Genomic DNA, 25102 nt, shown 5'->3' on the forward strand with positions numbered 1-25102 from the left:
CCAGAGGACCGTCCCGCCCGATCCGAGGAGCAGCCGATGCCGAACGTCGCCACCCGCCGTCACGTCCGATGCGTCGGCGACCTGCCCCGGCTGCTCCTCGCGGTCTCGGCGCGGACGGTCCTCTGGTCGGTGCTGCTGCTCGCACTGTGGGAGTCGCTCCCCGCGGCGCTCGGGTGGCACATCACGACGGTCGTCTCCGACTCGATGGCCCCCGGCATCCGGACCGGCGACGTCGTCGCCGCGATGCCCGTCGGACCGGACGACCTCGAGGCCGGACGGGTGCTGCTCGTCGAGGACCCCGACCACCGGGATCGTCTCCGTCTGCACCGGCTCGAGCGCATCGAACCGGACGGGGGCCTGCGTCTGCGCGGGGATGCGAACCCGACGGCCGACCGCACGGCCGTCGAACCCGCGGCGGTCCTCGGTGTCGGGGTGCTGCGGTTCCCGTGGATCGGACTGCCGGGCGTCTGGATCCGCGGGGGCGACTGGACCGCCCTGCTGCTGGCCGGCGTCGTCACCGCCGTGCTCGTCGTCGCCGGGCGTGCTGATCGGGACGTCGCCGCCGGTCGCCCCTGCCGCACCTGCGGCACGCCTCGACGCGATCTCCACTCGCCCGTGGTCGCGGAGCCCAGGACCGCGACCGTCACCACCCCGACGTCGACCACCGCGCCGGTCGCGGTGTTCACGGCGGCGGCCATCACCCTCACCCTGCTCGCCGGAGCAGGCGCCGGTGCCGATGCCGGGTTCAGCGGCTCGACCGGGACCGCCTCGGCGCTCGGCACCGGCGGCTTCGGGTGCTTCCACCAGCCCGCACCCGGCACGTCACTCGCGTGGGACTTCGCCGAGAAGAACGGCCCCAACGTGCTGGACACGTCGGGCCTCGGGCGGGACGGGACGCTCGGCGCCGGCGTCACCCGGGTCGACGGCTCGTGTGACGAGAACCCGTTCATCAGCTTCGGGTCGGGCTCCGGTGCCGACGGGGTGGTCCACACGAAGGCCGCGGGAGCGGCGCCGCAGGTCTTCGCGCTCGAACTGTGGTTCCGGACCGACCGACAGGGCCGGATCATCGGCTTCGCCCAGCGGGCGACCGGCGCCACGAGCGCCTACGACCGGAACTTCTACACCGGACCGGACGGACACCTGGTGTTCGGGGTCTGGGACGGCACGGTCGCGAAGGTCGTGCAGAGCACCGCCAGGGTCGACGACTCGTCGTGGCACCACGCCGTCGGACAGTTCCGCACGGGTCAGCTCGAGCTGTGGCTCGACGGCGCCCTGGTCGCTGCGCGGACCGACGTCGCATCCGCAGCGTCGTACAACGGCTTCTGGCGAGCCGGCCACGGGCTCATCGACCCCACCTGGCCGAACACACCGACCGTCGACACCTTCGTCGGGTCGATCGACACCGTACGGGTCCACCCGACCGTGCTGACACCCGCAGCCGTCCGCGAGCACCACGCCCGAGGGAGGTGATCCCGCAGACCCGCTCGCCCCGGACGGGCGCGGCGTCAGTGCGTCGCCTGCTCCACCCGGATGCGCGCGAGGATCTCGCTGCGCAGCTGGTCGGGAGCGGTCTCCTTGCAGGCGCGACGGACGGTCTCCATGAGCACGACGCCGACGCGGTGCTCGGTCTGGCAGTCCTCGCAGCCGTCCATGTGCTCGCGGATGTCCGCGGCGTCCTCGTGGCGGAGCTCGTCGTGCAGGAACTCCTCGAGCTCGGCCTTCGCCTTCGAGCAGTCGCAGCCGCTCATCGTGCGTCCTTCCGTCCGGTGCGACCCGTGGCCGCGGTTGCCTTCGTCGTCTGTGCCGCGCCTCGTCCCCGTCCACGCATCGTCGCCGTCGACGCTGCGTCCGGGACGATGCCGGTCTCACGGGCGTGGTCCGCGAGGAGCCCACGGAGGAGCCGGCGGCCACGGTGGAGGCGGCTCATGACCGTCCCCACGGGGGTCTTCATGATGTCGGCGATCTCCTGGTACGAGAAGCCTTCGACATCGGCGAAGTACACGGCCATCCGGAAGTCCTCCGGGATGGCCTGCAGCGCGTCCTTCACGGCGGAGGACGGCAGGTGGTCGATCGCGTCGGCCTCGGCGGACCGGGCGGAGATCGACTGGGTGACGCTCTCGGCGCCGCCGAGCTGCCAGTCCTCGAGCTCGTCGATGGTGCCCTGGTACGGGTTCCGTTGGTTCTTGCGGTACGTGTTGATGAACGTGTTCGTCAGGATCCGGTACAGCCAGGCCTTCAGGTTCGTGCCCTGCTTGAACTGGCGGAACGCGGCGAAGGCCTTGACGAACGTCTCCTGCACCAGGTCCGACGCGTCGGCCGGGTTGCGGGTCATCCGCATCGCCGCACCGTAGAGCTGGTCCATGAAGGGCAGCGCCTGGTCCTCGAAGAGGGACCGCAGCTCCGCCTCGGAGACGGTCTTCGCGTCCACCGGCTCGTCTGCGGCGTCGTCGAGGGCTTCGTGCTCCTCTTCGACGGCGTCGAGCTGCACCTCGGTCTCGTCGACCAGGTGGTGCGGAGCTGCCTGCGGTTCGTCGGTCGTCATCGCCGCCAAGTCTAGGCCGAGCGTGCCGAGCGTCGTCGGCACCGCGGTCAGCACGGTTGCCGTGCCGGTCCGCTCTCGTGCGAGTGTTGCTGTCGCCACTGATCCTCCCGGTGCGTTCAGTACCCTGGTGAACCGATGGCAGACACGACGCATTCCCACAGCGGGGCCCAACCCGCCGACCCCTGGATCGCCCCGGTCGCAGGGGGTCCGCTGCGCGGTGACGTCGCGCTGCCCGGGTCGAAGTCGCTGACGAACCGGGAGCTCGTGCTCGCGGCCCTCGCGGACGGCCCCTCGACGATCCGGCTCCCGCTGCACTCCCGTGACTCGGCGCTGATGATCGCGGGCCTCCGTGCGCTCGGCGTCGGCATCGAGGAGCTCGAGCCGGCGGCCGGCACCGCCCCGAACCCGTACGGCCCGGACCTCCGGATCACGCCCGCCCCGATGCACGGGGACGTCCGCCTGGACTGCGGGCTGGCCGGCACCGTGATGCGCTTCCTGCCGCCGCTCGCCGCCCTGGCCGTCGGGCCCGTCACGGTCGACGGCGACCCCTACGCCCGCAAGCGGCCGATGCACGCCATCGTGCAGGGACTCGTGGACCTCGGTGTGGACGTCACGGACGACGGCGGCGGTTCGATGCCGTTCTCGTTCACCGGCACCGGCTCGGTTCGCGGTGGTGCCCTGACGATCGACGCGTCGGCGTCCTCGCAGTTCGTCTCCGGCCTGCTGCTGTCGGCGCCCCGCTTCGACGAGGGCCTGCACCTCACCCACGTGGGCGAACGCCTGCCGAGCATGCCGCACATCGAGATGACCGTCGCGGCGCTCCGCGCCCGCGGCGTCCGGGTCGACGAGCCGTCGGTCGGCGAGTGGGTCGTGCACCCCGGCCCGATCGGCGCGCGTGACGTCACGATCGAGCCCGACCTGTCCAATGCGGCGCCGTTCGCGGTCGCCGCGCTCGTCGCCGGCGGCACGGTGCGCATCCGCACCTGGCCGACCGAGACGACGCAGGTCGGCGCCGACCTCGAGACGCTCCTGCCCCTGTGGGGGGCGAGCGTGGCCCGTGACGGTGACGACCTGGTCGTCGACGGCGGCGTCGGGATCCGGGGTGGGGCCTCCTTGCCGGGTCTCGAACTCGACCTGAGCCGCGGCGGCGAACTCGCCCCGGCGCTCGTCGCGCTGGCCGCGCTGGCGGACGGCCCGAGCGAGATCACCGGGATCGGTCACCTGCGGGGGCACGAGACGGACCGCCTGGCCGCGCTGGCGGCGGACCTCAACCGGTCTGGAGGCGCGGTGCACGAACTCGACGACGGCCTACGGATCGAGCCGGCGCCGCTCCACGGCAGCGCCTGGGGCGCGTACGACGACCACCGGATGGCGACCGCGGGGGCGATCGTGGGCCTCGTCGTCGACGGCGTCGCCGTCGACGACATCGGGTCGACCGCGAAGACGCTGCCGCAGTTCCCGGAGCTGTGGGCCGCGCTCGTGGCGTCCTCGGTGACCGCTGCACCGGTGAGTGGGGGCTGACGCATGAGCTGGTGGGACGACGCCGACGGTGACGACTCCGACGCGGACGAGCCGTACGGGCAGTACGACGAGTCGAGCGTCCGGGTGCGTCCGAACCCGAAGGGCAACCGACCGCGCACCAAGACCCGTCCGACGTACGACGACGCCCCCGTCGGCTGGGTGACGAACGTCGACCGCGGGCGGTTCGGCGTGCTGATCGACGACCACGTCATCACCGCGACGAAGGCTCGCGAGCTCGGCAAGAAGTCCGTCGTCACGGGTGACCACGTGTCGCTCGTCGGGGACGTCTCCGGTGACCCCGGATCGCTCGCGCGCATCGTGAAGGTCGCCGAACGCACCACCCTGCTGCGACGGAGTGCCGACGACTCCGACGAGGTCGAGCGCGTCATCGTGGCGAACGCCGACCAGATGCTCATCGTGGTGGCCGCCGCCGACCCCGAGCCGCGCACCCGCCTGATCGACCGGTACCTGGTGGCCGCGTTCGACGCCGGCCTCGACCCGATCCTCTGCATCACGAAGACCGACCTCGCCGACCCGGCTGCGTTCCTGGCGCACTTCGCGTGCCTGGATCTGCGAATCGTGACGAGCCGATCGGACGATGTCCCGTTCGAGGCGCTGCACGAGCTCCTGGACGACAAGGTGACCGTGACCGTCGGGCACTCCGGTGTGGGCAAGTCGACGCTGGTGAACGCCCTGACCGGGTCGACGCGGGCGATCGGGGTCGTGAACTCGGTGACCGGTCGGGGGCGGCACACGTCGTCGTCGTCGATCGCGCTGCAGGTCCGTGACGGCGGGTGGATCATCGACACGCCGGGTGTGCGGTCGTTCGGCCTGGGGCACGTCGACCCCGCGAACGTCTTCCGGGCGTTCGCGTCGCACGCCGTGCCGGTGCGGCCCGCGCGGGACGGCATCCCGTTGGCGCAGGCGCACGACTGGGAGATCGTCGACCGGGTGCAGGACGGGGAGCTCGGGCCGACCGGCGTCGAGCGGCTCGACTCGTTCCGGGCGCTGCTGACCGGCATGGGTGCGTCCGACCCCGGTTCCGAGTAGCGCGTTGGCGGTGCTGGCCGGGCGGTCGGCGGCTGGTCGGTCGGCGGCGGCTGGTCGGCGGCGGCGGCTGGTCACGACACCCCGCGGTGCGTGCGTCGAGTGGTCACGAACTGTCGAATGGAGGGGCGGCACTCGACCGTTCGTGACCACTCGTGCGCCGGCGCGCGGTGAGTCGTGACCACTCCGGCGCCTGCTCGCGCCGTGCCCCTTCGCACCGTGCGAGCCTCGCACCGTGCGAGGGGCGCATGAACGGTGCGAGGTTGTGCACTCCGTGCGGGTTCGCGGGCCTCGCACGGAGTGGGCAACCTCGCACCGGACGACGCCTCCGTACGGGGCCGGCGTCGACAAGCGCGCATCGGAGTTGTACAGTTGCAGTCGTGTCTGAAGTTGCAAAGTACAACTTTGCGCCGACCCCCGCTGTCGACGCCCCGTCCCCGAGCACGACGACGACGTCGCACGCGCACCACTCCCCCACCCACAAGTCCCCACGAGCCCCGAAGCCGCAGCGGTCCGACAGCGTCCTGCGCCCCGCCGGCCTCGGTCGCGTGCTGCTGACGTTCGCCTCGCACATCCTCGTGCCGCTGTTCCTGGCCGCCGGCATGGGCCTGGCCTACCTCGGTGCCTTCCACGCCCCGGCCCCGCAGGAACTGCCGGTCGGCATCGTCGGCCAGGGCGCCGCCACCCAGGTGTTCGCCCAGACCGTGACCGACCAGTCCGACGGCGCCCTCGTGGCCCACGTCGTCGCCTCGACGAAGGCGGCCGAGCAGCAGGTGCGCGACCGCGACCTCGCCGCGGTGTACGCGCCGACGGCGACGGGTGCCACGCTCTACGTCTCGACCGCCGCGTCGGAGACCACCGCGAGCGCCGCGCAGAAGGTGTTCCTGCCGATCGCCTACGACCAGCACGTGCCGTTCCGGGTCGTCGACGTCGTGCCCACGGGCAACCAGGACACCACCGGCCAAGGGCTGTTCTTCCTGCTCGTGGCCCTGAGCGTCGGCGGGTACGCGTCCGCGATCGCCGTGGCCTCGGTCGCGACGAAGCTCCGCGCCGTGTGGACCGCGGTCATCGGGCTCGCCACCGCGGGGGTCGTCGCCGGCATCGGCGTGATCGTTGCCGGACCGATCTACGGCGTCATCACCACCCACCACTGGCAGGTGTTCCTGTTCGCCTGGCTCTACGACGCGATCATCGTCGCGCTCGGCGTCGGGCTGCACCCCGTGCTCGGACGGTGGACCACCCCGATCCTCACGATGCTCTTCGTGATGCTGAACTTCACGTCCTCCGGCGGGATCTTCCAGCCGGCGTTCCAGCCCGGGTTCTTCGCCGCCCTGCACACCTTCTGGAGCGGTGCCGCGTGGCTGCAGGCCGCACAGGACCTGCAGTACTTCCCGGACGCCTCGCTCGGCCGGTCGTCGCTCGTGCTCGCCCTCTGGCTGGCCGCCGCGCTCCTGCTCTGCGTCGTGGTGCACGGGCTCGTCGCCCGCCGGACCCGCATCGCCCGTAAGCGCGAGGTCACCCGGCTCGAGGAAGAAGAGGTCGTCGCCGCGTAGCGACGGTAGGTTGGGCGACGTGGACCTCAGCGCCGACCTGGACTTCGCCCGCTCCCTCGCCGACACCGCCGACGCGATCAGCCTCGAGCGCTTCCGTGCCGCAGACCTGCACGTGACGAAGAAGGCCGACAGCACGCACGTCACCGACGCCGACCAGGCCGTCGAACGAGCCCTGCGCGAGCGGCTCGCCGCCGAGCGACCGGACGACGCGTTCCTCGGCGAGGAGACGACGGCGGACACCGGGGCCGAGGCCGTCAGCGAAGGACACCGCCAGTGGGTGGTCGACCCGATCGACGGCACCGCCAACTACCTGCGGGGCGTGCCGGTGTGGGCGACCCTCATCGCGCTCGCGGTCGACGGCCGCCCGGTGCTCGGCGTCGTGAGCGCTCCCGCCCTCGGCAAGCGCTGGTGGGCGGCCGAGGGCTCCGGCGCGTTCTCGCTGGACGGACCGCTCCGGGTCTCCGGCGTGACCGAGCTCGCCGACGTGAGCCTGAGCTACAACAGCATCCAGCAGTGGGACGACGACGACCGCCTCGAGCCGCTCGTCGACCTGTCACGCCGGGTCTGGCGGACCCGGGCCTACGGCGACATGTGGTCGTACATGATGGTGGCCGAGGGCGTCCTCGACGTCGCCGGCGAACCCGACCTGAAGCCGTGGGACATCGCAGCCCTCGTCCCCATCGTCGAAGAGGCCGGTGGCCGGTTCACCTCGCTCGACGGCGATCCCGGGCCGTGGCACGGCAGCGCACTCGCCTCGAACGGCCTGGTGCACGACGCCGTCGTCGAGGTCATCCGCCGCGACTCCTAGGCACGGTCGGCGGGCAGGTCAGCCCCGCTCGGCGGATCCGGACGCCCCGGTGCGCTCGGCGGACCCCGCAGCCGCGTCCGAGTGCTCGGCGTCCCCGTCCGACCGCCGCGCCGCCCGACGACGCGCCACCAGGTCCGCACCGGCCAGCACCAGTGCGAGCGCCATCAGCGACACCGTGAACGTCGTGCCGCTGCGGAACGCGTCGTGGTACGCGTCGAGACGAGCGCCGGACCCACCGGAACCCGAGCCCGCCGCCTCGCTCCGCACGATCCCGTAGAAGATGCTCGTCGCGACCGCGGTGCCGATCGCGGTGCCGACACGCTGCCCGAGCTGTTGCATCGACCCCGCCACCCCGGACTGCTCGACGGGGATCTCGGCCAGGGTCAGGGTCTGGTTCGGCGACACCACGAACCCGCCACCGAGTCCGCCGACCAGGAACGCGCCCGCCATCGCCCACGGGGTGACCTCCGGCGGGGTGGCGACGGCGGCGACCATGAGCAGCAGGAAACCGACGACGACCATCCCGAGCCCGGCGACGACCAGCGCCCGCCCGACCCGGTCGACGATCCGTCCGCCGATGTAGGAGCCCACAGCACTCGTCGCGGCGAAGGGGATGCTGACCATGCCGGCGAACAGCGGCGAGAGCCCGAGGCCCTCCTGCAGGTACAGCGTCACCATGAGGAACGACGCCGGCAGCGCCGCGAAGTAGACGGCGACGATCGACAGCCCGTTGCGGTACGACGACAGCCGGAACAGCTCGAAGTGGACCACGGGCGACTTGCCCTGCCGCTTGAACCGCTGCTCCCAGAGCACGAACAGCACGAGGAACACCGCGAAGCCCACCAGCCAGAACCAGCGGGTCGCGGAACCACCCCCGCCGCTGGTCAGCACGAACGGCAGCATCAGGGTGATGATCGCCACGCCGAGCAGCAGGATGCCGACGACGTCCAGTTCACGGTCCTGCGCCTTCCCCTGGGCACCCTTCGGCAGCAGGCGGACGGCGAAGAGCAGTGCGGCGATCCCGAGGGGCACGTTCATCCAGAACAGCAGCCGCCAGCCGGACTCCTCGCCGCCGATCGCGATGAGGCCACCGCCGATGGTCGGCCCGAGGGCGGTGGAGATGCCGATCATCGCCCCGAAGAGCCCGAACGCGCGGCCCCGCTCCGGCCCGCGGAACAGCTGCTGCACGAGTCCGATGACCTGGGGCATCTGGATCCCGGCGGCGAAGCCCTGCAGGATCCGCGTGACGATCAGGACCTCGATGTTCGGTGCGACGGCGCACAGCAGGCTCGATCCGGTGAACGCGCTGAGCCCCACGATGAACATGACGCGCCGGCTCTTCAGATCCCCGAGCCGACCCGCGGGCACGAGGGCGAGGCCGAACGCCAGCGCGTACCCCGCCACGATGAGCTGGAGCGACGAGCTGGTGGCCCCGAGGGACTGCTCGATCGAGGGCAGCCCGACGTTCACCTTGGACAGGTCGAGGATCGTCAGGGCCGCCACCGCCACGCACACGGCGAAGGCCCGCCACCGGGTGCGGTCATCGAGGCGGGCGTCGGTCGGTTCGGCGTTGGACATCCCGTCCTGGCTACACCTGCGACGACGAACGAGGTCCGGACAGAGCTGTACCCCGGTCGACTCCGACGGTCCCGACCGGCACGCGTCGAAGCCCGGCGGTGAGCGGGAGCGGTCCCCCCTCGTGGCCCCCCGTACTGGGGGCACGGTTCTGGACATCCGTCGACGCGAGTCCGCTCGGCGGGCCGGTACCTGAGTTATCGTGCTCCAGACGGCAGGTCACGTGACGCTCTCGGATTCCCTAGATCCGGACGGCGGAACAGACCGGTCGTGTTCGTCCGAAGACCCTAACCCGAGGGGTGATACAGACGATGACATCATCGTTCCCGAGCGGAACCGAGTGCACCCACACTCGTCGACCGCATCCAATCCACGACAGTTCCGGCGCGCGCTCAGTCGCCGCCGCTCGTCCGCACTCCGCCACGGTCACCCGCCGTGCAGCAGTCCGGTCCGCCTCAGTGCGCCCCGTCGCAGCGACCCCCGTGTTCGCCGACGCCCTCCTCGCAGCATCCGCCTCCGGACCCGGAGGCCGGTGAGTCATGGCACTCACCGGTCGACGTCTCGAGGTCGACCGGATCGCGACCCTCGCAGTGCTCCCACGGGAGTCCGCGATGGTCGTGGTCGGCGACCCTGGTTCCGGACGCAGCAGCGTCCTCGACGCGGTCTCGAACCGCGTTTCCCTCCCCGTCGTCCGGGTCGGTGTCAACGGGAGTGAATCCCGCTGGCCACTGGCCGGGGTGACCTCCCTGTTCACCGCGCTCGACGACCCCCGAGCGACCGCGCACATCGCCCACCTGCTGCAGGCAGGCGGGACCGCGGCCGCCGTGACCGCCGGGCTGGCGGCGGCGCACGACTTCCTCGACGCCGTGCACGCCCTCACCCTCCCGCCGACGCTCGTCCTCATCGACGACCTCGACCGGATGGACGCGGAGAGCCAGGAACTCATCGCGTTCCTCGCCGGACGACTCGCGGGCACCGCCCTGCGCGTCGTGGCGACGGTCCGCTCGGTGCCCTCGGACGGTCCGCTCGCGGCCCTGCCGATCCTGCGCATCGAACCGCTGCCGTCGGACGAGGCCCTGGTCCTCGCCCGGGCCATGGCACCGGCCGAGGCGAACGACGGCGTCCTCGCCGTCCTCGCCGAGGAGACCGGTGGCAACCCCGGCGCGCTCCGCGAACAGCTCGCGGTGCTCACCCGGGAGCAGCTCACCGGCGCGGAGCCGATCGTGCTCCCGCTCCGACCCACTCCGACGACCGAGGCCATCGCGGCACTCGCACTCGGGCCCGCCGCGGGACGCGATCTGGACGTCCTCGCGAAGCTCGCCCTGGTGCCCGTCGCGAAGACCACGGCGTGGGACCGCGACGAGCTGGACGACCTGGTCGGGGCCGGTCTCGCGACCGTCCGCGGCCAGAGCGTCACCGTCCGGCACCCGCTCGTCCGTTCCGCGCTCTACTGGCGGATGCCCGCCCGTGACCGTCGTGCGGCACACGCCGAACTGGCGACGGCGAGCGCGGAGACCGACCCGCGGTCGGCCGCGTGGCACCGGAGCTTCGTCGACGACGTCCCCGACGTGGTCGCACTGCTCCAGGCCGCACGGTCGTACGTCGTGGACGGCAACGTGCACGCCGCGATCGCGCTGACCGAGCGTGCCCTGCACATCGGTGGCGGGACCGAGGACGAGCACGTCGCGCTCCTCGGGGTCGCGGAGGCCATGCTCGGCAAGCGCCTGCTCGGCTTCGCCGCGCGGTACCTCGCGGCGCTCCGTCCGTTCCGGACGACGCCGAACGAGGTCCGCCGGCTCCGCCTGCAGTACTCGGCCGAGTACCTCAGCGGTGACGCCGTGCACGCGGACGAGCTGCTCGTCCCCGTCGACGCGACCGAGCCGGCCGAGGTGGACGCCGTCGCCGGGCTGATGGCCATGGTGGCGTGTTTCCGTGCCGAGGCGTGGGAGCTCGACCAGGCGAAGGACCTGCTGCACCGGATCGAACCGCTCGAGGGGTCGGCGTCCGCGCACACCCTCGAGATCACGACGACCGCGCGGGAGCTCATCGCCGCTGTGGACGGCGTGCTGCCGCCCGACACCGAGCTGCACGACGGGCTCGCGACGTCGGAGCTCGTGGCGATGTCCGACCCGGCCCTGCTGCTCCTCGCCCACGCGCTCAGCATCAGCGAGCGCTACCGGAGCGCGCGACGGGTGTTCGCACTCGTGCTCGCCCGGGGGCCGGAGACCGCAGCGGTGTGGACCGAGGCGGCCCGCTACCTGACGTCCGAGAACGAGGTGCGCTCCGGCAACTTCCGGCAGGCGCTCCGCGCGATCGACGTGTGGGAGTCCGGTTCGTCCGTCGCCGAGCGGTTGCGTGAGCCCTCCCGGGCGATCGCCGTCGCGTGGCGGCACTTCGCCGAGGGCCGTTCCGCCGAGGCGCTCGACGTCGTGGACCGGTGCCTCGCGCACCGTTCGACGAGTCGGCTCTGGGGTGCGACGGCGAAGCTGCACGCGCTCCGCGGCAAGGTCCTGCTGCTCGACGGCCGCCTCGACGAGGCAGCCACCGCGCTCGAGGCAGCCGACGCCATCGGTCGGTCGCTCCGGAACCCCGCGGTGCTCCGGCACCTCGGCGACCTGGTCGAGGCGTACGTGCGGCTCGGACGGATCGACGACGCCCGGACGATCACGGCCCGCCTGGCGGCGGACCACCACGCCCGGCCCGGGCGCTGGGGTGCCCTGGTGCTGGCGCGGAGCCTCGCGCTCGTCGCCGACGACACCACCCGCGAGCCGGCCCGTCGCCGTGCGCTGGAGCTGTTCCAGCCGCACGACTCGCAGTACGAGCGGGCTCGCACGTTCGCGGCGCTGGCCGCGGTCGGCAACCCGGCGGAACGGCCGCGTCTCGGCGCGGCGGCCGCAGCGGCGTACGAGGCGGCCGGCCTGCGTCGACCGCTCGTGACGCCGGCGCCGGCTGCGGCGATGCCGCAGTTCGGCACCGGCTCGTCGTCGATCCGGTCCGCACCGGTGCTCTCGCCGGCGTTCCCCGGGACGCCGCGCAGCGCTCCCGACGCGTCGGCGGTGCTCACGTCACTGACAGCCGAGGAGCGTGCGGTGGTGCAGAAGGTCACCGAGGGCTACCGCAACCGCGAGATCGCCTCGTCGCTGTTCATGTCGCAGCGCACGGTGGAGCTGCGGCTCACGCAGATCTACCGCAAGGTCGGCGCGCGGTCGCGATCGCACCTGGTCGCGCTCCTCACGTAGGAGACGCACCACAGGACGGACGGGAGGCCCGGTACCAGCTGGTACCGGGCCTCCTGTCTGCGCGCGGTTGCGGGAGTCCGCACGCGACCGCAGCGCGGTGTGCCCCCGCACGCGGGGAACCGCAAGAGCGTCCGACGGGTGTTGCCGTGTGGTCGGCGGCGGGTGAGGCTTCTCCTGCACCGACCGCCGTGCCCCTCCCCCGGGGGCCAGCCCGCGGTACCCCGTCCCGTACCCGAACCCCTCGGCCCAACGACACCGACGTCCGTCCTCGCCTGATCCGAGGACGGGCGTCGGTTCCCGGGCCGGGAGGCCCTGGACGCGCGGCAGACCCGACGGCGGTCGGTGCCGAACCAGTTCCACCGCCCCGTTCCACCCACCCTCGTTCCCCCGAAGGGACAGCCGATGTGCGGCATCATCGCGGCCCGCGTGTCTGACGACGCGACCCCCTACCTGCTCGACGGACTCGAACGACTCGAGTACCGCGGGTACGACTCCGCCGGCATCGCTGTCCGGACGGCCGTCGGCCGTACCGAGACGATCCGCTCGGTCTCCCGCGTCGGCGACCTGCGCACCCTCGTCGCTGCACGCTCCGGAGACGCGCTCACCGGCGTCGGCATCGGCCACACCCGCTGGGCCACGCACGGTGCCGTGCGCGAGGCGAACGCGCACCCGCACGCCGACTGCACCGGCCGGATCTCGATCGTGCACAACGGCATCATCGAGAACGCGGAGCGGCTGCGGCAGACGCTCGAGGCGCAGGGCCACCGCTTCCGGTCGGACGTCGACTCCGAGGTCATCGCGCACCTGGTCGAGCGCGCCCTGACGGTCGACCCGGACCTGATGCTCGCGGTGCAGATCGCGACGGCGCAGCTCGAGGGCTCGTGGGCGATCGTCGTCCTGGACGCCCGGGACGGCCGCATGGTCGTGGCGGCGGACCGTTCGCCGCTCGTCGTCGCCCGCTCCGGCCGCGGTGACTTCGTGGCGAGCGACATCGGCGCGATCGCCGAGTGGTGCGAGACGTTCGTGGCGCTGCGCGACGGCGACGTCGTCGAGCTCGGCGAGGCCTGGACCTGGTCGTCCGACGGGATCACGGTGCCCGTGCCGTTCCCCACGCCGTCCCCGTTCGCCGCCGCCGCGCTCGACCTCGGCGACCACACCGACCACATGGCGAAGGAGATCGACGAGCAGGCCGACGTCGTCGCGACGATCCTGGACCGGGTGACCCGCCGCACCGCCGACGGCAGCATGTGGGTGGGCCTCGGCCTGGCCGGCTTCCACCGGCTGGCGGTCGTCGCCTGCGGCACGTCACTGAACGCCGGCCAGGTGATCGCGACCGCGCTGCGCGGGATCGGTGGCGTGCCGACCGACATCGTCGTCGCGAGCGAGGCCGACCAGGCCGTGCTCGGCCCGGGCACCCTGGTCGTCGCGATCAGCCAGTCCGGCGAGACGGCTGACGTGCTCCGCGCCCTGGACCGGTTCGAGGACCGCCACCCGGTGCTCGCGCTGACGAACAACATGCACTCCTCGCTCGCCCGACGGGCCGACGCCGTGCTGGACTGCCACGCCGGCCCGGAGATCGGGGTCGCCGCCACGAAGACGTTCACGGCGCAGGTCGTCGTCGGTGTCGCGGCGATGATCTCCGCGATGGTGGCCTCCGGTCGCATCGAACCGTCGCACGCGCAGGTGCTCGTCGATGAACTGCTCGACCTGCCGGCACGGATCGAGCACGCCGCGCGGGTGTCCGCCGAGCGGATGCCGCTGCTGGTGTCGAGCGTCAAGGAGGCGACCGGCTTCCTGTTCCTCGGCCGCGGCGCCGGACTGCCGTACGCCGCCGAGGGCGCCCTGAAGCTCAAGGAGCTCAGCTACCGCTGGGCCGAGGCGTACCCCGCCGGCGAACTCAAGCACGGGCCGCTCGCGCTGGTGGACGACGGCACCCCGGTGGTCGTCATCGACCACGGTGAGCCGAAGATCCAGTCGGCGATCGCCGAGGTCCGCGCACGCGGTGGCTTCGTCATCACGATCGGCGGCGAGTCCGCGGACATCCCCGCGCTCGGCCGTCGTGGCACCGGTGACCTGGCCTGGGGTGCGATGACCGCGCCGTGGGGTCCGCTCGAGGCCGTCGTGCCGCTGCAGATGCTGGCCCGCGAACTCGCCCTGCAGCTCGGGTGCGACGTCGACAAACCCCGGAACCTGGCGAAGTCGGTGACGGTCGAATAGCCGGGCGCCGACGCGTGAACCGCCTGACGGTCTTCCTCGCCGTCCTCACCGCCCTGGCGATCGCCGGCACCGTGGTCCTGGTCACGGTGGTGCTGACGACGCCCGTGCTCCCCTGACGCCGATCCCGCAGGGTCTTCCTGGGCGGGGCTGCGATGCTGGTCACTTGACCACCGCAGCCCCGCCCCTCGTCTTCGTCGCGCTCCTCGTCGGCGCCGTCCTGCCGTTCGTGCCGTTCGTCGGCCGGGTGGCCCGCATCGCCGCGACCATCGCGCACGAGGTCGGGCACGCGATCGTCGTCGTGCCGTTCGGCGGGCGGATCCAGCGGATCGAGCTGCACCCGGACGGGTCCGGCGAGGCCTGGGTCCAGCTCGGCCGGGTGCCCGGCGGCATCCGGTGGCTCGTGCGGATCCTGAACCTGTACGCCGGCTACAGCGCACCCCTGTGGGCGGGCGTGCTCCTGGTGACCGGGGTGCTGCACGGCTCCCGCTGGCTGCCCGTGGTGGTGCTCGCGGTCATCGGGCTCGTGGCGCTGGCGTTCGTCCGGAACTGGTTCGGCCTGCTCGTCGTGCTCGGCTTCGACGCGCTCGCCCTGTGGGTGGCCGTCCGCCCGTCCGAGGCGACCGTCCTCGTCGTCGCGGCCGTCGGGGCGTTCTTCGTCGTCGACGGCCTGCGCTCGGTGGTGCAGGTCGGTCGGTGGCTGCTCACCGGCGCCCGGGTGCAGACCGACTTCCACATCGCCGCGGCCGAGATGCGGGTGCCGGCGTCCGTCTGGTTCGTGCTGTTCGTCGCCGTGAACGCCGTCGCGGTGTGGCTGGCGCGCGAGCCGCTGCTCCAGGTCTGGGACACCGTCGTCACCGGGGTCCGCGCGCTCGTCTGAGGCTGCGCTCGCGTAACCGGGGGCCGCAATCGCCTGTCCGCGCCGAGCGGCTGCGAGGCTACCGCCAGACGACCCCCGGAGGTGTCCCATGGCGACCGACGACCACGGCTTCGCGACCGAGCAGGTACACGGCGGCTTCGTGCCCGACGCCGGGCACGGCGCCCGGGTCCCCGCGATCCACATGTCCTCCGGGTTCCTGTTCGACGACTTCGACCAGGCCCGCGACCGCTTCGCCGACACCGACGACGGATACACCTACACGCGCCTGGGCAACCCCACGAACGCCGACGTCGAGCGTCGCGTGGCGCTGCTCGAACGCGGTGTCCAGGCGATCCTGGTCGGCAGCGGTCAGGCTGCGGCGACCGTGGCGTTCCTCGGCCTGCTGCAGGCCGGCGACCACGTCGTCAGCGCCCGGAGCATCTACGAGGGCACGCGCGGGCTGCTGCTGCAGAACCTCGGTCGGCTCGGCATCGAGGTCGACTTCGTCACCAACGCCCGCGACCTCGACGCCTGGGCCGCCGCGGTCCGGCCGAACACGAAGGCGTTCTTCGCCGAGACGATCCCGAACCCGAAGAACGACGTCCTCGACATCACCGGCGTCGCCGAGACCGCGCACCGCGCGGGCGTCCCGCTGATCGTCGACAACACCCTCGCCACGCCGTACCTGGTGCGCCCGGTCGAGCACGGTGCGGACATCGTCGTGCACTCGGCGTCGAAGTTCCTGTCCGGCCACGGTGCCGGACTCGGCGGTGTGGTCGTCGACGGCGGCCGGTTCGACTGGTCCGCCGCCCCCGAGCGCTGGACCCACCTGACCAGCCCCGAACGGTCCCTCGGCGGCGAGAGCTACGTCGAGCGGTACGGCAACCGGGCCTTCGCCGTGTTCGCCCGCGACGTCGTCGCCGCGCGCATCGGCCCGGCGCCGTCGCCGTTCAACGCGTTCCTGCTCCGCCAGGGCATCGAGACGCTGTCACTGCGGGTGGAACGCCACTGCGCGAACGCGCTGGCCGTCGCGTCCTGGCTGGACCAGCAGCCGGAGGTGACGAGCGTCGACCACGCGGGCCTGGCCTCCAGTCCGTTCCACGACCTCGCCCAGCGCTACCTGCCCCGCGGGGCCGGGTCCGTCTTCGCCTTCACGCTCGCCGGTGGCGAAGCCGCCGCGCGGGCGTTCATCGACGCCGTGCAGCTGTTCAGCCGGATGACCCACCTGGGCGACGTCCGCTCGCTGATCCTGCACCCGGCCACCACCACGCACGCCGGCCGCACGCCGGAAGAGCGAGCCGAGCAGGGCATCGACAACGGCCTGATCCGGCTGTCGGTCGGCATCGAGGACGTCGCGGACCTGCTCCGCGACCTGGAACGCGGGCTCGTCGCGCTGCGGTCCGCAGACGCCGCCGCCGGCCTGGAGGCACGTGGAGCGTCCGACGCGCAGCGCACGGCAGTCGGTGGGCCGGCCCTCGACCGGCAGGAGCGCTGAATGGCCGAGCTGCAGCACTTCGGGTACTTCTTCTCGCGCGGCTTCGGCCCGCAGGCGTGGGGACGGTCCGACTGGGACTGGGGCCACGACTGGACGAAGCCGGACCTGTACCAGCAGTCCGTCCGGACGCTCGAGCAGGCCGGCATGGACCTGGTCATCGCCGAGGACGCCGTCTCGCTCGGCTCCCCCGCCACCCTCGACCTGCGCATCCGGCAGGCGTACGGCGGCCCGAAGCACGACCCGCTGCTGCTCGCCCCGTACCTGTTCGCCGCCACCTCGCACATCGGCATCGCGCCGACCGTCAACGCGGGCATCACCCCGCCGTACCTGGCGGCACGGCAGTTCGCGACCCTGGCGCACCTGTCCTCGGACCGGCTGGGCATCAACGTCGTCACCGACGTCGGCAGCGCACGCCACGCCGGCCTGCCGCCACTGCCGCACGACCAGGCGTACGACCGCGCCGAGGAGTGGATCACGCTGCTCCGCCGGCTCTGGCACTCGTGGGGCGACGCGTACGTCGGCGCACCGGACTCGTGGCACTTCGCGGACGGCGATGCGCTCGACGCGTTCCACCACGAGGGCACCCACTTCACCGCCGACGGTCCGCTCAACGCCCTGCCGCTGGCGTCGGACCCCGTGGTCGTCTCCCCCGGTGGCTCGGGCCGAGGGCTCGCGTTCGCCGGGACCCACTCGGACGTGCAGCTCGCACTCGCGCCGCTGTCCGCCGCCGCGGTGACGGAGTACCGAGCACGGGTGATCGCGGCAGCCGAGGCCGCAGGGCGGTCCACCGCGGACCTGCGGATCCTGTTCGTGCTCAAGCCCGTGATCGTGTCCTCGCCGCAGGAGGCCGACCGCATCGTCGCGGCGTCCGAGCACCCCACCGACGAGGCCCTGCGTGCGGCGGCCATCGCGTGGTCGAGCGACTCCGAGACCGACCTGCTCGCGCTCGACCTGGACGCCCCGGTGCCCGACGGGACCTTCGGTGAGCACGTCTCGGCCGGCACGATCCGCGGGCTGCTCGGGGACACCCCGGACGCACCGCTGCGGGAGCTTCTCACCCGCAAGGCGCGGCAGGGGCGGATCGCGTCACGCTCGGGGTTCGTCGGGACGGCGGACGAGTTCGCGGACTTCATCGAGGAGCTCGGCAGCGACGCCGACAACGACGGGATCATCTTCTCGGGCGATCTGCACCCGGCGCAGATCCACCGGATGTTCGGCGACCTGGTGCCGGTGCTCCGGCGCCGAGGGCTCCTGCGACGGGAGTACGGCGCCGGAGGGATCCGAGCGAACCTGTTCGACTTCTAGCGGGAGCGGCTGCGAGCTACTTCTTCTTCTTGGACTTCTTCTTCGCGTCGTCGTCCTTCTTGGACTTCTTCTTCCCGTCGTCCTTCTTGGACTTCTTCTTCCCGTCGTCCTTCTTGGACTTCTTCTTCCCGTCGTCCTTCTTGGACTTCTTCTTCCCGTCGTCCTTCTTCGACTTGGCCTTGCTCGCACCCGTCGGCAGCGGCAGGACGGTCGACACGGCCTCCGGACCCGCCTGCGAGACGTCGGCGTCGGCGTCGTCGGACGCGGCCTCGGTCTCCGTCTCCGTCTCCGTCTCCGGCGACTCCACCCCGTCGATCGGCTCGACGACCACGGCCGAGCCGGTGTCCAGCTCGACGTCGACCGCGTGCTCCTCGAGCACCGGTGCCAGGGCGTCGGCGACCCGCTCGACCGTCAGGACCGCGTCCGCCTCGGCGAGCCGGAGCAACGCCTGCGCGGTGCGGACCCGGGTGGTCGTCTTGCGCTCGAGGACGTCGGACCGTGCCCCCTCGAGGAACGTGCGCAGCGCGCGTTCCACGGTGGACCGTCCGCGCGGGGCAGCGCGATCGAGCCGATCGAGTTCCCCGGCGACCCCGGAGACGTCGTCGGCGACGTGCTCGTGGCGGACCGACTCGATGAGCGCGGCGATGGCGGCGGCAGCACAATCGACCCCGACGGAGCGCTGGTCGAGCACGACGAGCATCTCGACCACCGAGCCGTACGTGACGGTCTCGAGCCGCACCGGTTCGGCGCCGCGGCCGCGCACGACCAGGCGGGTGTCGGGGTTCGGCAGCCATGCGGCGAGGGCGGCCACCGTGGCGACGGAGCCCACGATCCGCTCGTACTCGCTGAGCACCACTCGTTCCTGCTCCCGCAGACGGACACGGATCGCGATCTCCTGCACCACGTGCTGACCTCTCGTTCGGGTTCGACGCGAGCGTGTTCTGCGCGCCTGCTCCGGAGCGTAGTCCTCGGACGTGCCGGAACAGCGAACGCCCCGGCACTGTCCAGGGGACGGTGCCGGGGCGTTCAGGTGGCGCAGCGTGACAGCGGCTCGTCGTTCGGCGAATGGTGGAGATGGGGGGAATCGAACCCCCGTCCATCGCTGCAATTCGACGTCTTCTACGGGCGTATCCGGATAGTTCGTTCTGCTCGGCCCCGTCCTTTGCTACCGGCTTCTAGGACGACGGGCCCAGTCTCAGTGCAAGTCCCGCACGGCCCTGAGGCGCAACCGTGCAGCAAGTCCTCTGGATGACGTCGGGATCAGGTTAGAAGACGGTCACCTGGCCGACGGACTTCATGTGCTGGGCTGCTTACGCAGCGAGAGCGAAGTCAGTGCGCTTGGAATTGGCACTTGTTGTTTTCCACGGATCGTTTACGAGATAACCGTGGGTCCTCGGCCCGCTTCCCGTCGGCACACAGGCAATGTCGAAACCGATCATCCCCATGCGGGCCGGACGTGCGAGCCGCTGTCACGCTGTTGAGTTGCCAATGCCCCTGTCGGAGCAGTCCCTCAGTCTAGCCGAGGAGGTGCGTCGGCGCTACTCTCCGACGCGGTTCCGGGTGCGCATGGCCCGCTCGGCCTCACGCTTGTCGGTCTTCTCGCGCAGGGCCTGACGCTTGTCGAACTCGCGCTTGCCCTTCGCGACGGCGATCTCGATCTTGGCCCGACCGTCGTGGAAGTAGATCTGCAGCGGCACGAGGGTGTAGCCGCCCTGCGCCGTCTTGTGCGAGATCTTCACGATCTGCTGCTTGTGCAGGAGCAGCTTGCGCTTCCGACGGGGCGAGTGGTTGTTCCACGTGCCCTCGGTGTACTCCGGGATGTGCACGGCGTCGATCCACGCTTCGCCACCGTCGATGTAGGCGTACCCGTCGACCAGCGACGCCCGCCCCATCCGCAGGGACTTCACCTCGGTGCCGGACAGGACCATGCCCGCTTCGTACGTGTCCTCGATGAGGTAGTCGTGCCGTGCGCGACGGTTCGTCGCGACGATCTTCTCCCCGCGTTCCTTCGCCATGACGACTCCTCTCGATGGTGACCGGTGCAGTGCGCTGCCTGGGTGGTTCCGCGCAGCCCTACAGACTACTCAACACGAAGCGGGCGGCGCACCTTCCCGGCGCGCCGCCCGCTCGCGGATGCTGTGCTGCGTCAGACCTTCAGGTACCGGCGGATGGCGATCGACGCCGACGCCGCGGCGAGGAGCACCCCGATCACGATCACCGCGGGGACCACGATGGCCGCGTCCCCCATGCCGATGAACGCCGTGCCGGTGAAGCGCTCCGCCAGGAAGTTCCGGACGAAGAACCAGACCACGGCGGTGATGGCGCCACCGGCGAGGACGGCTCCGATGGCGGCGGCGATCACCCCCTCGAGCACGAACGGTGTCTGGATGAACCGGTTCGATGCACCGACGAGCCGCATGATGCCGAGCTCTCGCCGTCGACTGAACGCCGACAGGCGGATCGTCGTCGCGATGAGCAGCACCGCCGCCACGAGCATGAGGGCCGCGATGCCGATCGCCGTGTACGACGACGCGTTGAGCAGGTTGAAGATCGGCTGCAGGTACCCGCGTTGGTCGACGACGCTCTGCACGCCGGCGACCTTCGACAGGCTCTCGACCAGGACGTCTGCCTGCGACGGGTTCTTCAGGTTCACCCAGAAGGTCTCGTTCAGGTACTCCGGCTTGACGAACTCCGTCGCGGCCGAGTCCTTGAACTGCTCCTTGAACCGGGTGAAGGCCTGGTCCTGGTTCTCGTAGTAGGTCTTCTCGATGTACGGCTTGAGCGTCGACGAGTCGAGCTGCGCCTGGACCTGCTCGCGCTGGTCGGCGGTGGCCTTCGCGCCGGTGCAGTTGCCCGTGGTGTCGGTGTCGGTGCACAGGTAGACGGCGACCTGCGCCCGGTCGTACCAGTACCCCTTCATCTGGTTGATCTGCATCTGGAGCAGGATCGCCGTGCCGACGAAGGTCAGGGAGATGAAGGTCACGAGGACGACGGAGACGACCATCGACGCATTGCGCCGCAGGCCCGAGCCGACCTCGGACATGACGAGCCCGAGCCTCATCGGATGAGCCCCGGGATCGTCTGGATGCCGGTGGTGTTGGACACGGTGCCTCGCTGGATCGGGACGGCCTGGGTCTGGTAGCCGCCGGACTGCTCGTCGCGCAGGACGGTGCCGTTCGAGAGCTCGATGACCCGACGCTGCATCTGGTTCACGATGCTGGCGTCGTGCGTCGCCATCAGCACGGTGGTGCCTCCCTGGTTGATGCGTTCGAGGAGCGCCATGATGCCGGCGGACGTGGTGGGGTCCAGGTTCCCGGTGGGCTCGTCGGCCAGCAGGATCGCCGGCTTGTTCACGACGGCGCGGGCGATGGCCACACGCTGCTGCTCACCACCGGAGAGTTCGTGCGGCATGCGGGAGGCCTTGCCGGCGAGACCGACGAGCTTCAGCACGTCGGTCACGGCCTCGCTGATGAAGCCCTTGCTCTTGCCGATGACCTGCAGCGAGAACGCCACGTTGTCGAACACGTTCTTGTTCGGCAGCAGACGGAAGTCCTGGAAGACCACCCCGAGGTTGCGGCGGAAGTACGGGACCTTCCGCGATGCCAGGGACCCGAGGCGCTGCCCGAGCACGTGGATCTGCCCGCTCGTGGGCTTCTCCTCCTTGAGCACGAGGCGCAGGAAGCTGGACTTGCCGGAACCGGACGCGCCCACGAGGAACACGAACTCGCCCTTGAGGATCTCGAGGGTGAGGTTGTCGAGCGCCGGACTCGGGTTGCCCGAGTAGACCTTGGTGACCTGGTCGAATTTGATCATGACCGGATCAGGGTAGGTCGCCCCGCTTGGAAAGCAAGCGAGGCGCGCGGCTCAGGAACCCCTACTCGGCAGCGGATTGCTTGCGCCAGCGGATGCCCGCGTTGATGAAGCCGTCCAGATCGCCGTCGAACACGGCTGAGGGGTTGTTCACCTCGTGCTCCGTCCGGAGGTCCTTGACCATCTGGTACGGCGCCAGGACGTAGGAGCGGATCTGGTCGCCCCAGCTCGCCGTGATGTTGCCGGCGAGTTCCTTCTTCTTTGCGTTCTCCTCTTCCTTCTTCAGGAGGAGCAGGCGCGACTGCAGCACGCGCATGGCGGCCGCACGGTTCTGGATCTGCGACTTCTCATTCTGCATCGAGACGACGGTGCCGGTCGGGATGTGCGTCAGGCGCACCGCGGAGTCGGTCGTGTTGACGGACTGCCCGCCGGGGCCCGACGAGCGGAACACGTCGACGCGGATGTCGTTCTCGGGGATGTCGATGACGGCGGTCTCCGGCATGAGCGGGATGACCTCGACCGCGGCGAAGGACGTCTGGCGCTTGCCGGCGGCACCGAACGGCGACATCCGCACCAGGCGGTGGGTGCCGGCCTCGACCGACAGCGTGCCGAACGCGTGCGGGGCGTCGATCTCGAACGTCGCGGACTTGATGCCCGCCTCTTCGGCGTACGAGGTGTCCATCACCGTGGTCTTGAAGTTGTGCTGCTCGGCGTACCGGAGGTACATCCGGAGGAGCATCTCGGCGAAGTCCGCCGCGTCGACCCCACCCGCGCCGGCGCGGATCGTGATGACCGCCGGACGGTCGTCGTACTCACCGTCGAGGAGCGTCTGCACCTCGAAGTCGCCGATCATCTTCTGGATCGCCTTGAGCTCGGCGAGCGCTTCGTCGGCGGACTCCTGGTCGTCACCCTCGTTCGCCATCTCGACCAGCACCTCGAGGTCGTCGATGCGCTGCTCGGTGTCGGTGATCTTCTTCAGCTCCGACTGGCGGTGCGAGAGCGCGCTCGTCACCTGCTGCGCGTGGTCGACGTCGTCCCAGAGGTCCTGGGCCCCGGCCTGCTCGCTGAGGTCGGCGATCTCACGCTGCAGGCGGTCGACGTCGACCACCGAGCGGATGTTGCCGAAGGTCTCGCGAAGGGCGGAGAGCTGCTCGGTGAAGTCCAGTTCGACCATGGTCATCGATCCTACCGGCGCGAGTCCGACTCGGCCGACCGGGAGGCCCGGTGCGGGTCCGTCCCGCTGGCGGCGGTGCTCCTCCACTCACCCGCCACGAGACCACCCAGGACATCCGGGACATCCACTGAACGCATCGCAGGATCGGACAGGTTCTGTACATGTACGATCACCACATGCCAGTCACATCGAAGCGACGTCTCGTCGCCGACGCGCTCCGCGACGAGATCGCGACGGGGCGGTACCGAGCGGGCGAGCGCCTGCCCGGTGAGAACGACCTGGCCGTGCGCTTCGCGGTCAGTCGCGGCACCGTCCGAGCCGCCCTCGCCGACCTCGCCGACGACGAGTACATCGCCACCCGTGGCGGTGTCGGCTCGGTCGTCACCTTCGACGGGGCGTCCCTCGACCCACGCGGTGGCTGGGCACGGTCGATCGCCGCCTCGGGGACCGAGGTGTCGACCCGAACTCTGCGCATCGAGCGGTTCGACGATGCGGAACTGCAAGCCGAGGTCGACGCCGCCGGAGCGACCTTCGTCGCAGTCGATCGGCTCCGCGTCGTCGTCGGCGGCAGCCCGGTGTCCCTGGAGCGAAGCGTCGTACCGCACCTGGGACGACTGGCGGCCTCGACCACCGACGGACTCGTCGACGGCTCCCTCACCGCCACGATCGCGGAAACCGGTCTGGTGCCGGCGAGCGCCGAGCAGTGGATCGACGTCGTCCCGCTCGACATCGACGACGCAGCCTTGCTCGACCGCACCGCGGGCACGCCGTTCCTGCGCAGCCGCCGCGTCACACGCACGGCCGAAGGCGCGTTCGTCGAGCGCGTCGACAGTCTCCTCGATCCCGACCGCTTCCGACTGCACATGCGCTTCGGGACCACGTCATGACCCCGCGACAGGACCCCGTGAACCAGCACCCCCTCCGAGACCACGCCCTCGCTGCCCTCACCGGCCTGGCCATCGGTGACGCCCTCGGCATGCCGACCCAGTCGATGTCCCGCGCGCAGATCCTCGCCGACCACGGGGCCATCACCGGATTCGTCGACGCCGGACCGCACCAGCGTATCGCCACCGGCATGCCCGCGGGCACGATCACTGACGACACCGAACAGGCCCTGATGCTCGCCGAGCTGCTGCTCGAGGGCAACGGACGACTGGACCCCGTCCGCTTCGCCGAGGCACTCATCGCCTGGGAGCGCGGGATGGAGGCGAAGGGCTCGCTCGACCTGCTCGGCCCGAGCACGAAGACCGCGGTGCAGCGGATCCTCGCTGGCGTCCCCGCGTCCGAGGCGGGCTCGACCGGCACGACGAACGGGGCCGCCATGCGCATCGCACCGGTTGGTGTCGCGGTGCCGTCGAGTGACCTCGTCCACCTGGTCGACGCCGTCCAGGACGCCAGCCGCGTCACGCACGACACCGGACTCGGCATCGCCGGAGCGAGCGCGATCGCCGCGGCCGTGAGCGCGGGCATCGACGGGGCGACCCGCGCCGGAGCGCTCGACGCCGCGGTCGCCGCCGCCACCATCGGCGCGGAGCGCGGCCACTGGGTCGCCGGCGCGGACATCGCCGCGAGGACGACGTGGGCACGTGAGCACCTGCCGACCGTGCCTGCGTCCGCGCAGGTCGACACGATCACGCGACTCATCGGCACGAGCGTGGCCAGCCAGGAGTCCGTCGTCGCCGCACTCGCCCTCGTCGCCCTCGACCTCGACCCGTGGCAGACCCTCTGCTCGGCGGCATCACTCGGCGGCGACACCGACACGATCGCCGCGATGGCCGGTGCGGTGCTCGGCGCCGTCCACGGACCCGTCGTCTGGCCCAGCGACGCCGTCGTCACCGTGACCACCGTCAACGACGTCCGGCTCGACCAGGTCGTCGACGGACTCCTCACCCTCCGCACGGGCAGCTGACCCGCCCCCACTCCTCCCCCACGCTGTGGCGTCGTCCCGACAGGCCGACGC

At 71.4% G+C, this 25102-nt stretch carries 20 protein-coding genes and 1 other RNA gene; 12 read left to right on the plus strand and 9 right to left on the minus strand.

Going from position 1 to position 25102, the window contains the following annotated elements:
- A partial coding sequence (locus DEJ02_RS13045) for a LamG-like jellyroll fold domain-containing protein (protein ID WP_309147172.1) occupies positions 1-1470 on the plus strand: 1470 nt, incomplete at its 5' end.
- Between the two features lie 35 nt (positions 1471-1505).
- Here the strand turns inward: DEJ02_RS13045 and DEJ02_RS13050 are convergent.
- Both DEJ02_RS13050 and DEJ02_RS13055 read right to left on the minus strand, forming a co-directional pair.
- Positions 1506-1748: a zf-HC2 domain-containing protein gene (locus tag DEJ02_RS13050; RefSeq protein WP_027465838.1), complete on the minus strand. Its 243-nt coding sequence runs from the start codon at positions 1746-1748 to the stop codon at positions 1506-1508.
- The gene (locus DEJ02_RS13055; protein ID WP_217499889.1) at positions 1745-2542 is read right to left on the minus strand and encodes a sigma-70 family RNA polymerase sigma factor; all 798 of its coding nucleotides are present in this window, start codon (positions 2540-2542) and stop codon (positions 1745-1747) included. Before DEJ02_RS13055 ends, DEJ02_RS13050 begins: the two co-directional genes overlap by 4 nt.
- 135 nt (positions 2543-2677) lie before the next feature.
- Here DEJ02_RS13055 and aroA point away from each other — a divergent pair, with 135 nt between their 5' ends.
- The 4 genes from aroA (at position 2678) to DEJ02_RS13075 (ending at position 7471) form a co-directional block, all read left to right on the plus strand.
- Positions 2678-4063: a 3-phosphoshikimate 1-carboxyvinyltransferase gene (gene aroA, locus DEJ02_RS13060; RefSeq protein ID WP_111033365.1), complete on the plus strand. Its 1386-nt coding sequence runs from the start codon at positions 2678-2680 to the stop codon at positions 4061-4063.
- Between the two features lie 3 nt (positions 4064-4066).
- The gene (gene rsgA / locus DEJ02_RS13065) at positions 4067-5113 is read left to right on the plus strand and encodes a ribosome small subunit-dependent GTPase A (RefSeq protein WP_111033366.1); all 1047 of its coding nucleotides are present in this window, start codon (positions 4067-4069) and stop codon (positions 5111-5113) included.
- Positions 5114-5490: 377 nt separating this feature from the next.
- Entirely contained in the window at positions 5491-6663 is a 1173-nt protein-coding gene (locus tag DEJ02_RS13070) for a hypothetical protein (protein WP_146249288.1), read from the plus strand.
- Between the two features lie 19 nt (positions 6664-6682).
- Positions 6683-7471, plus strand: a complete 789-nt coding sequence (locus DEJ02_RS13075; RefSeq protein WP_111033368.1) for an inositol monophosphatase family protein — start codon at positions 6683-6685, stop codon at positions 7469-7471.
- A gap of 18 nt (positions 7472-7489) precedes the next feature.
- Here DEJ02_RS13075 and DEJ02_RS13080 read toward each other — a convergent pair whose 3' ends face one another.
- A complete protein-coding gene (locus DEJ02_RS13080; RefSeq protein ID WP_111033369.1) occupies positions 7490-9049 on the minus strand; it encodes an MFS transporter in 1560 nt (519 codons plus the stop codon).
- A gap of 536 nt (positions 9050-9585) precedes the next feature.
- Between DEJ02_RS13080 and DEJ02_RS13085 the strand changes: the two genes are divergently transcribed.
- From DEJ02_RS13085 to DEJ02_RS13105, 5 genes are all read left to right on the plus strand, one after another.
- Positions 9586-12285, plus strand: coding sequence for a LuxR family transcriptional regulator (locus tag DEJ02_RS13085; protein WP_111033370.1), 2700 nt, complete (start codon positions 9586-9588; stop codon positions 12283-12285).
- A 402-nt stretch (positions 12286-12687) separates the two neighbouring features.
- Complete coding sequence (gene glmS, locus DEJ02_RS13090; protein ID WP_111033371.1) at positions 12688-14502, plus strand: glutamine--fructose-6-phosphate transaminase (isomerizing); 1815 nt, start codon at positions 12688-12690, stop codon at positions 14500-14502.
- 163 nt (positions 14503-14665) lie between these two features.
- Positions 14666-15379 (plus strand): M50 family metallopeptidase, encoded by a 714-nt coding sequence (locus tag DEJ02_RS13095; RefSeq protein ID WP_181440356.1) that lies wholly within the window; start codon positions 14666-14668, stop codon positions 15377-15379.
- Positions 15380-15467: 88 nt separating this feature from the next.
- Positions 15468-16853 (plus strand): O-acetylhomoserine aminocarboxypropyltransferase/cysteine synthase family protein, encoded by a 1386-nt coding sequence (locus tag DEJ02_RS13100; protein WP_111033373.1) that lies wholly within the window; start codon positions 15468-15470, stop codon positions 16851-16853.
- Entirely contained in the window at positions 16854-18158 is a 1305-nt protein-coding gene (locus DEJ02_RS13105) for an LLM class flavin-dependent oxidoreductase (protein ID WP_111033374.1), read from the plus strand.
- A gap of 16 nt (positions 18159-18174) precedes the next feature.
- Here DEJ02_RS13105 and DEJ02_RS13110 read toward each other — a convergent pair whose 3' ends face one another.
- The 6 genes from DEJ02_RS13110 to prfB form a co-directional block, all read right to left on the minus strand.
- Entirely contained in the window at positions 18175-19062 is an 888-nt protein-coding gene (locus tag DEJ02_RS13110; protein WP_111033375.1) for a hypothetical protein, read from the minus strand.
- A gap of 162 nt (positions 19063-19224) precedes the next feature.
- Positions 19225-19601: a transfer-messenger RNA gene (ssrA, locus tag DEJ02_RS13115) on the minus strand.
- 95 nt (positions 19602-19696) lie between these two features.
- Positions 19697-20173 carry an SsrA-binding protein SmpB gene (gene smpB / locus DEJ02_RS13120; protein WP_027465851.1) on the minus strand — a complete coding sequence of 159 codons (477 nt, stop codon included), beginning with the start codon at positions 20171-20173 and terminating at the stop codon, positions 19697-19699.
- 131 nt (positions 20174-20304) lie between these two features.
- Positions 20305-21219, minus strand: a complete 915-nt coding sequence (gene ftsX, locus DEJ02_RS13125) for a permease-like cell division protein FtsX (RefSeq protein ID WP_027465852.1) — start codon at positions 21217-21219, stop codon at positions 20305-20307.
- Positions 21216-21971, minus strand: a complete 756-nt coding sequence (gene ftsE, locus DEJ02_RS13130) for a cell division ATP-binding protein FtsE (protein ID WP_111023996.1) — start codon at positions 21969-21971, stop codon at positions 21216-21218. Before ftsE ends, ftsX begins: the two co-directional genes overlap by 4 nt.
- 61 nt (positions 21972-22032) lie before the next feature.
- The gene (prfB, locus tag DEJ02_RS13135; RefSeq protein WP_071244840.1) at positions 22033-23142 is read right to left on the minus strand and encodes a peptide chain release factor 2; all 1110 of its coding nucleotides are present in this window, start codon (positions 23140-23142) and stop codon (positions 22033-22035) included.
- Between the two features lie 176 nt (positions 23143-23318).
- Between prfB and DEJ02_RS13140 the strand changes: the two genes are divergently transcribed.
- Both DEJ02_RS13140 and DEJ02_RS13145 read left to right on the plus strand, forming a co-directional pair.
- Positions 23319-24029, plus strand: a complete 711-nt coding sequence (locus DEJ02_RS13140) for a GntR family transcriptional regulator (protein ID WP_220038387.1) — start codon at positions 23319-23321, stop codon at positions 24027-24029.
- Positions 24026-25051, plus strand: coding sequence for an ADP-ribosylglycohydrolase family protein (locus DEJ02_RS13145; protein WP_181440357.1), 1026 nt, complete (start codon positions 24026-24028; stop codon positions 25049-25051). The genes DEJ02_RS13140 and DEJ02_RS13145 overlap by 4 nt, the downstream gene beginning before the upstream one ends.
- Positions 25052-25102 lie beyond the last annotated feature (51 nt).

Origin of the sequence: Curtobacterium sp. MCLR17_042 (assembly GCF_003234695.1) — a bacterium.
In the GTDB taxonomy this organism is placed as follows: Bacteria; Actinomycetota; Actinomycetes; order Actinomycetales; family Microbacteriaceae; genus Curtobacterium; species Curtobacterium flaccumfaciens.

What these genes read in the sequence shown, in the direction of transcription:
- DEJ02_RS13100 (WP_111033373.1), top strand. Translation starts at nt 15,468, where the DNA reads ATGGCGACCGACGACCACGGCTTCGCGACCGAGCAGGTACACGGCGGC.
- DEJ02_RS13055 (WP_217499889.1), bottom strand. Translation starts at nt 2,542, where the DNA reads ATGACGACCGACGAACCGCAGGCAGCTCCGCACCACCTGGTCGACGAG.
- DEJ02_RS13140 (WP_220038387.1), top strand. Translation starts at nt 23,319, where the DNA reads ATGCCAGTCACATCGAAGCGACGTCTCGTCGCCGACGCGCTCCGCGAC.
- smpB (WP_027465851.1), bottom strand. Translation starts at nt 20,173, where the DNA reads ATGGCGAAGGAACGCGGGGAGAAGATCGTCGCGACGAACCGTCGCGCA.
- ftsE (WP_111023996.1), bottom strand. Translation starts at nt 21,971, where the DNA reads ATGATCAAATTCGACCAGGTCACCAAGGTCTACTCGGGCAACCCGAGT.
- DEJ02_RS13145 (WP_181440357.1), top strand. Translation starts at nt 24,026, where the DNA reads ATGACCCCGCGACAGGACCCCGTGAACCAGCACCCCCTCCGAGACCAC.
- ftsX (WP_027465852.1), bottom strand. Translation starts at nt 21,219, where the DNA reads ATGAGGCTCGGGCTCGTCATGTCCGAGGTCGGCTCGGGCCTGCGGCGC.
- aroA (WP_111033365.1), top strand. Translation starts at nt 2,678, where the DNA reads ATGGCAGACACGACGCATTCCCACAGCGGGGCCCAACCCGCCGACCCC.
- DEJ02_RS13080 (WP_111033369.1), bottom strand. Translation starts at nt 9,049, where the DNA reads ATGTCCAACGCCGAACCGACCGACGCCCGCCTCGATGACCGCACCCGG.
- rsgA (WP_111033366.1), top strand. Translation starts at nt 4,067, where the DNA reads ATGAGCTGGTGGGACGACGCCGACGGTGACGACTCCGACGCGGACGAG.
- DEJ02_RS13050 (WP_027465838.1), bottom strand. Translation starts at nt 1,748, where the DNA reads ATGAGCGGCTGCGACTGCTCGAAGGCGAAGGCCGAGCTCGAGGAGTTC.
- DEJ02_RS13085 (WP_111033370.1), top strand. Translation starts at nt 9,586, where the DNA reads ATGGCACTCACCGGTCGACGTCTCGAGGTCGACCGGATCGCGACCCTC.
- DEJ02_RS13105 (WP_111033374.1), top strand. Translation starts at nt 16,854, where the DNA reads ATGGCCGAGCTGCAGCACTTCGGGTACTTCTTCTCGCGCGGCTTCGGC.
- prfB (WP_071244840.1), bottom strand. Translation starts at nt 23,142, where the DNA reads ATGGTCGAACTGGACTTCACCGAGCAGCTCTCCGCCCTTCGCGAGACC.
- glmS (WP_111033371.1), top strand. Translation starts at nt 12,688, where the DNA reads ATGTGCGGCATCATCGCGGCCCGCGTGTCTGACGACGCGACCCCCTAC.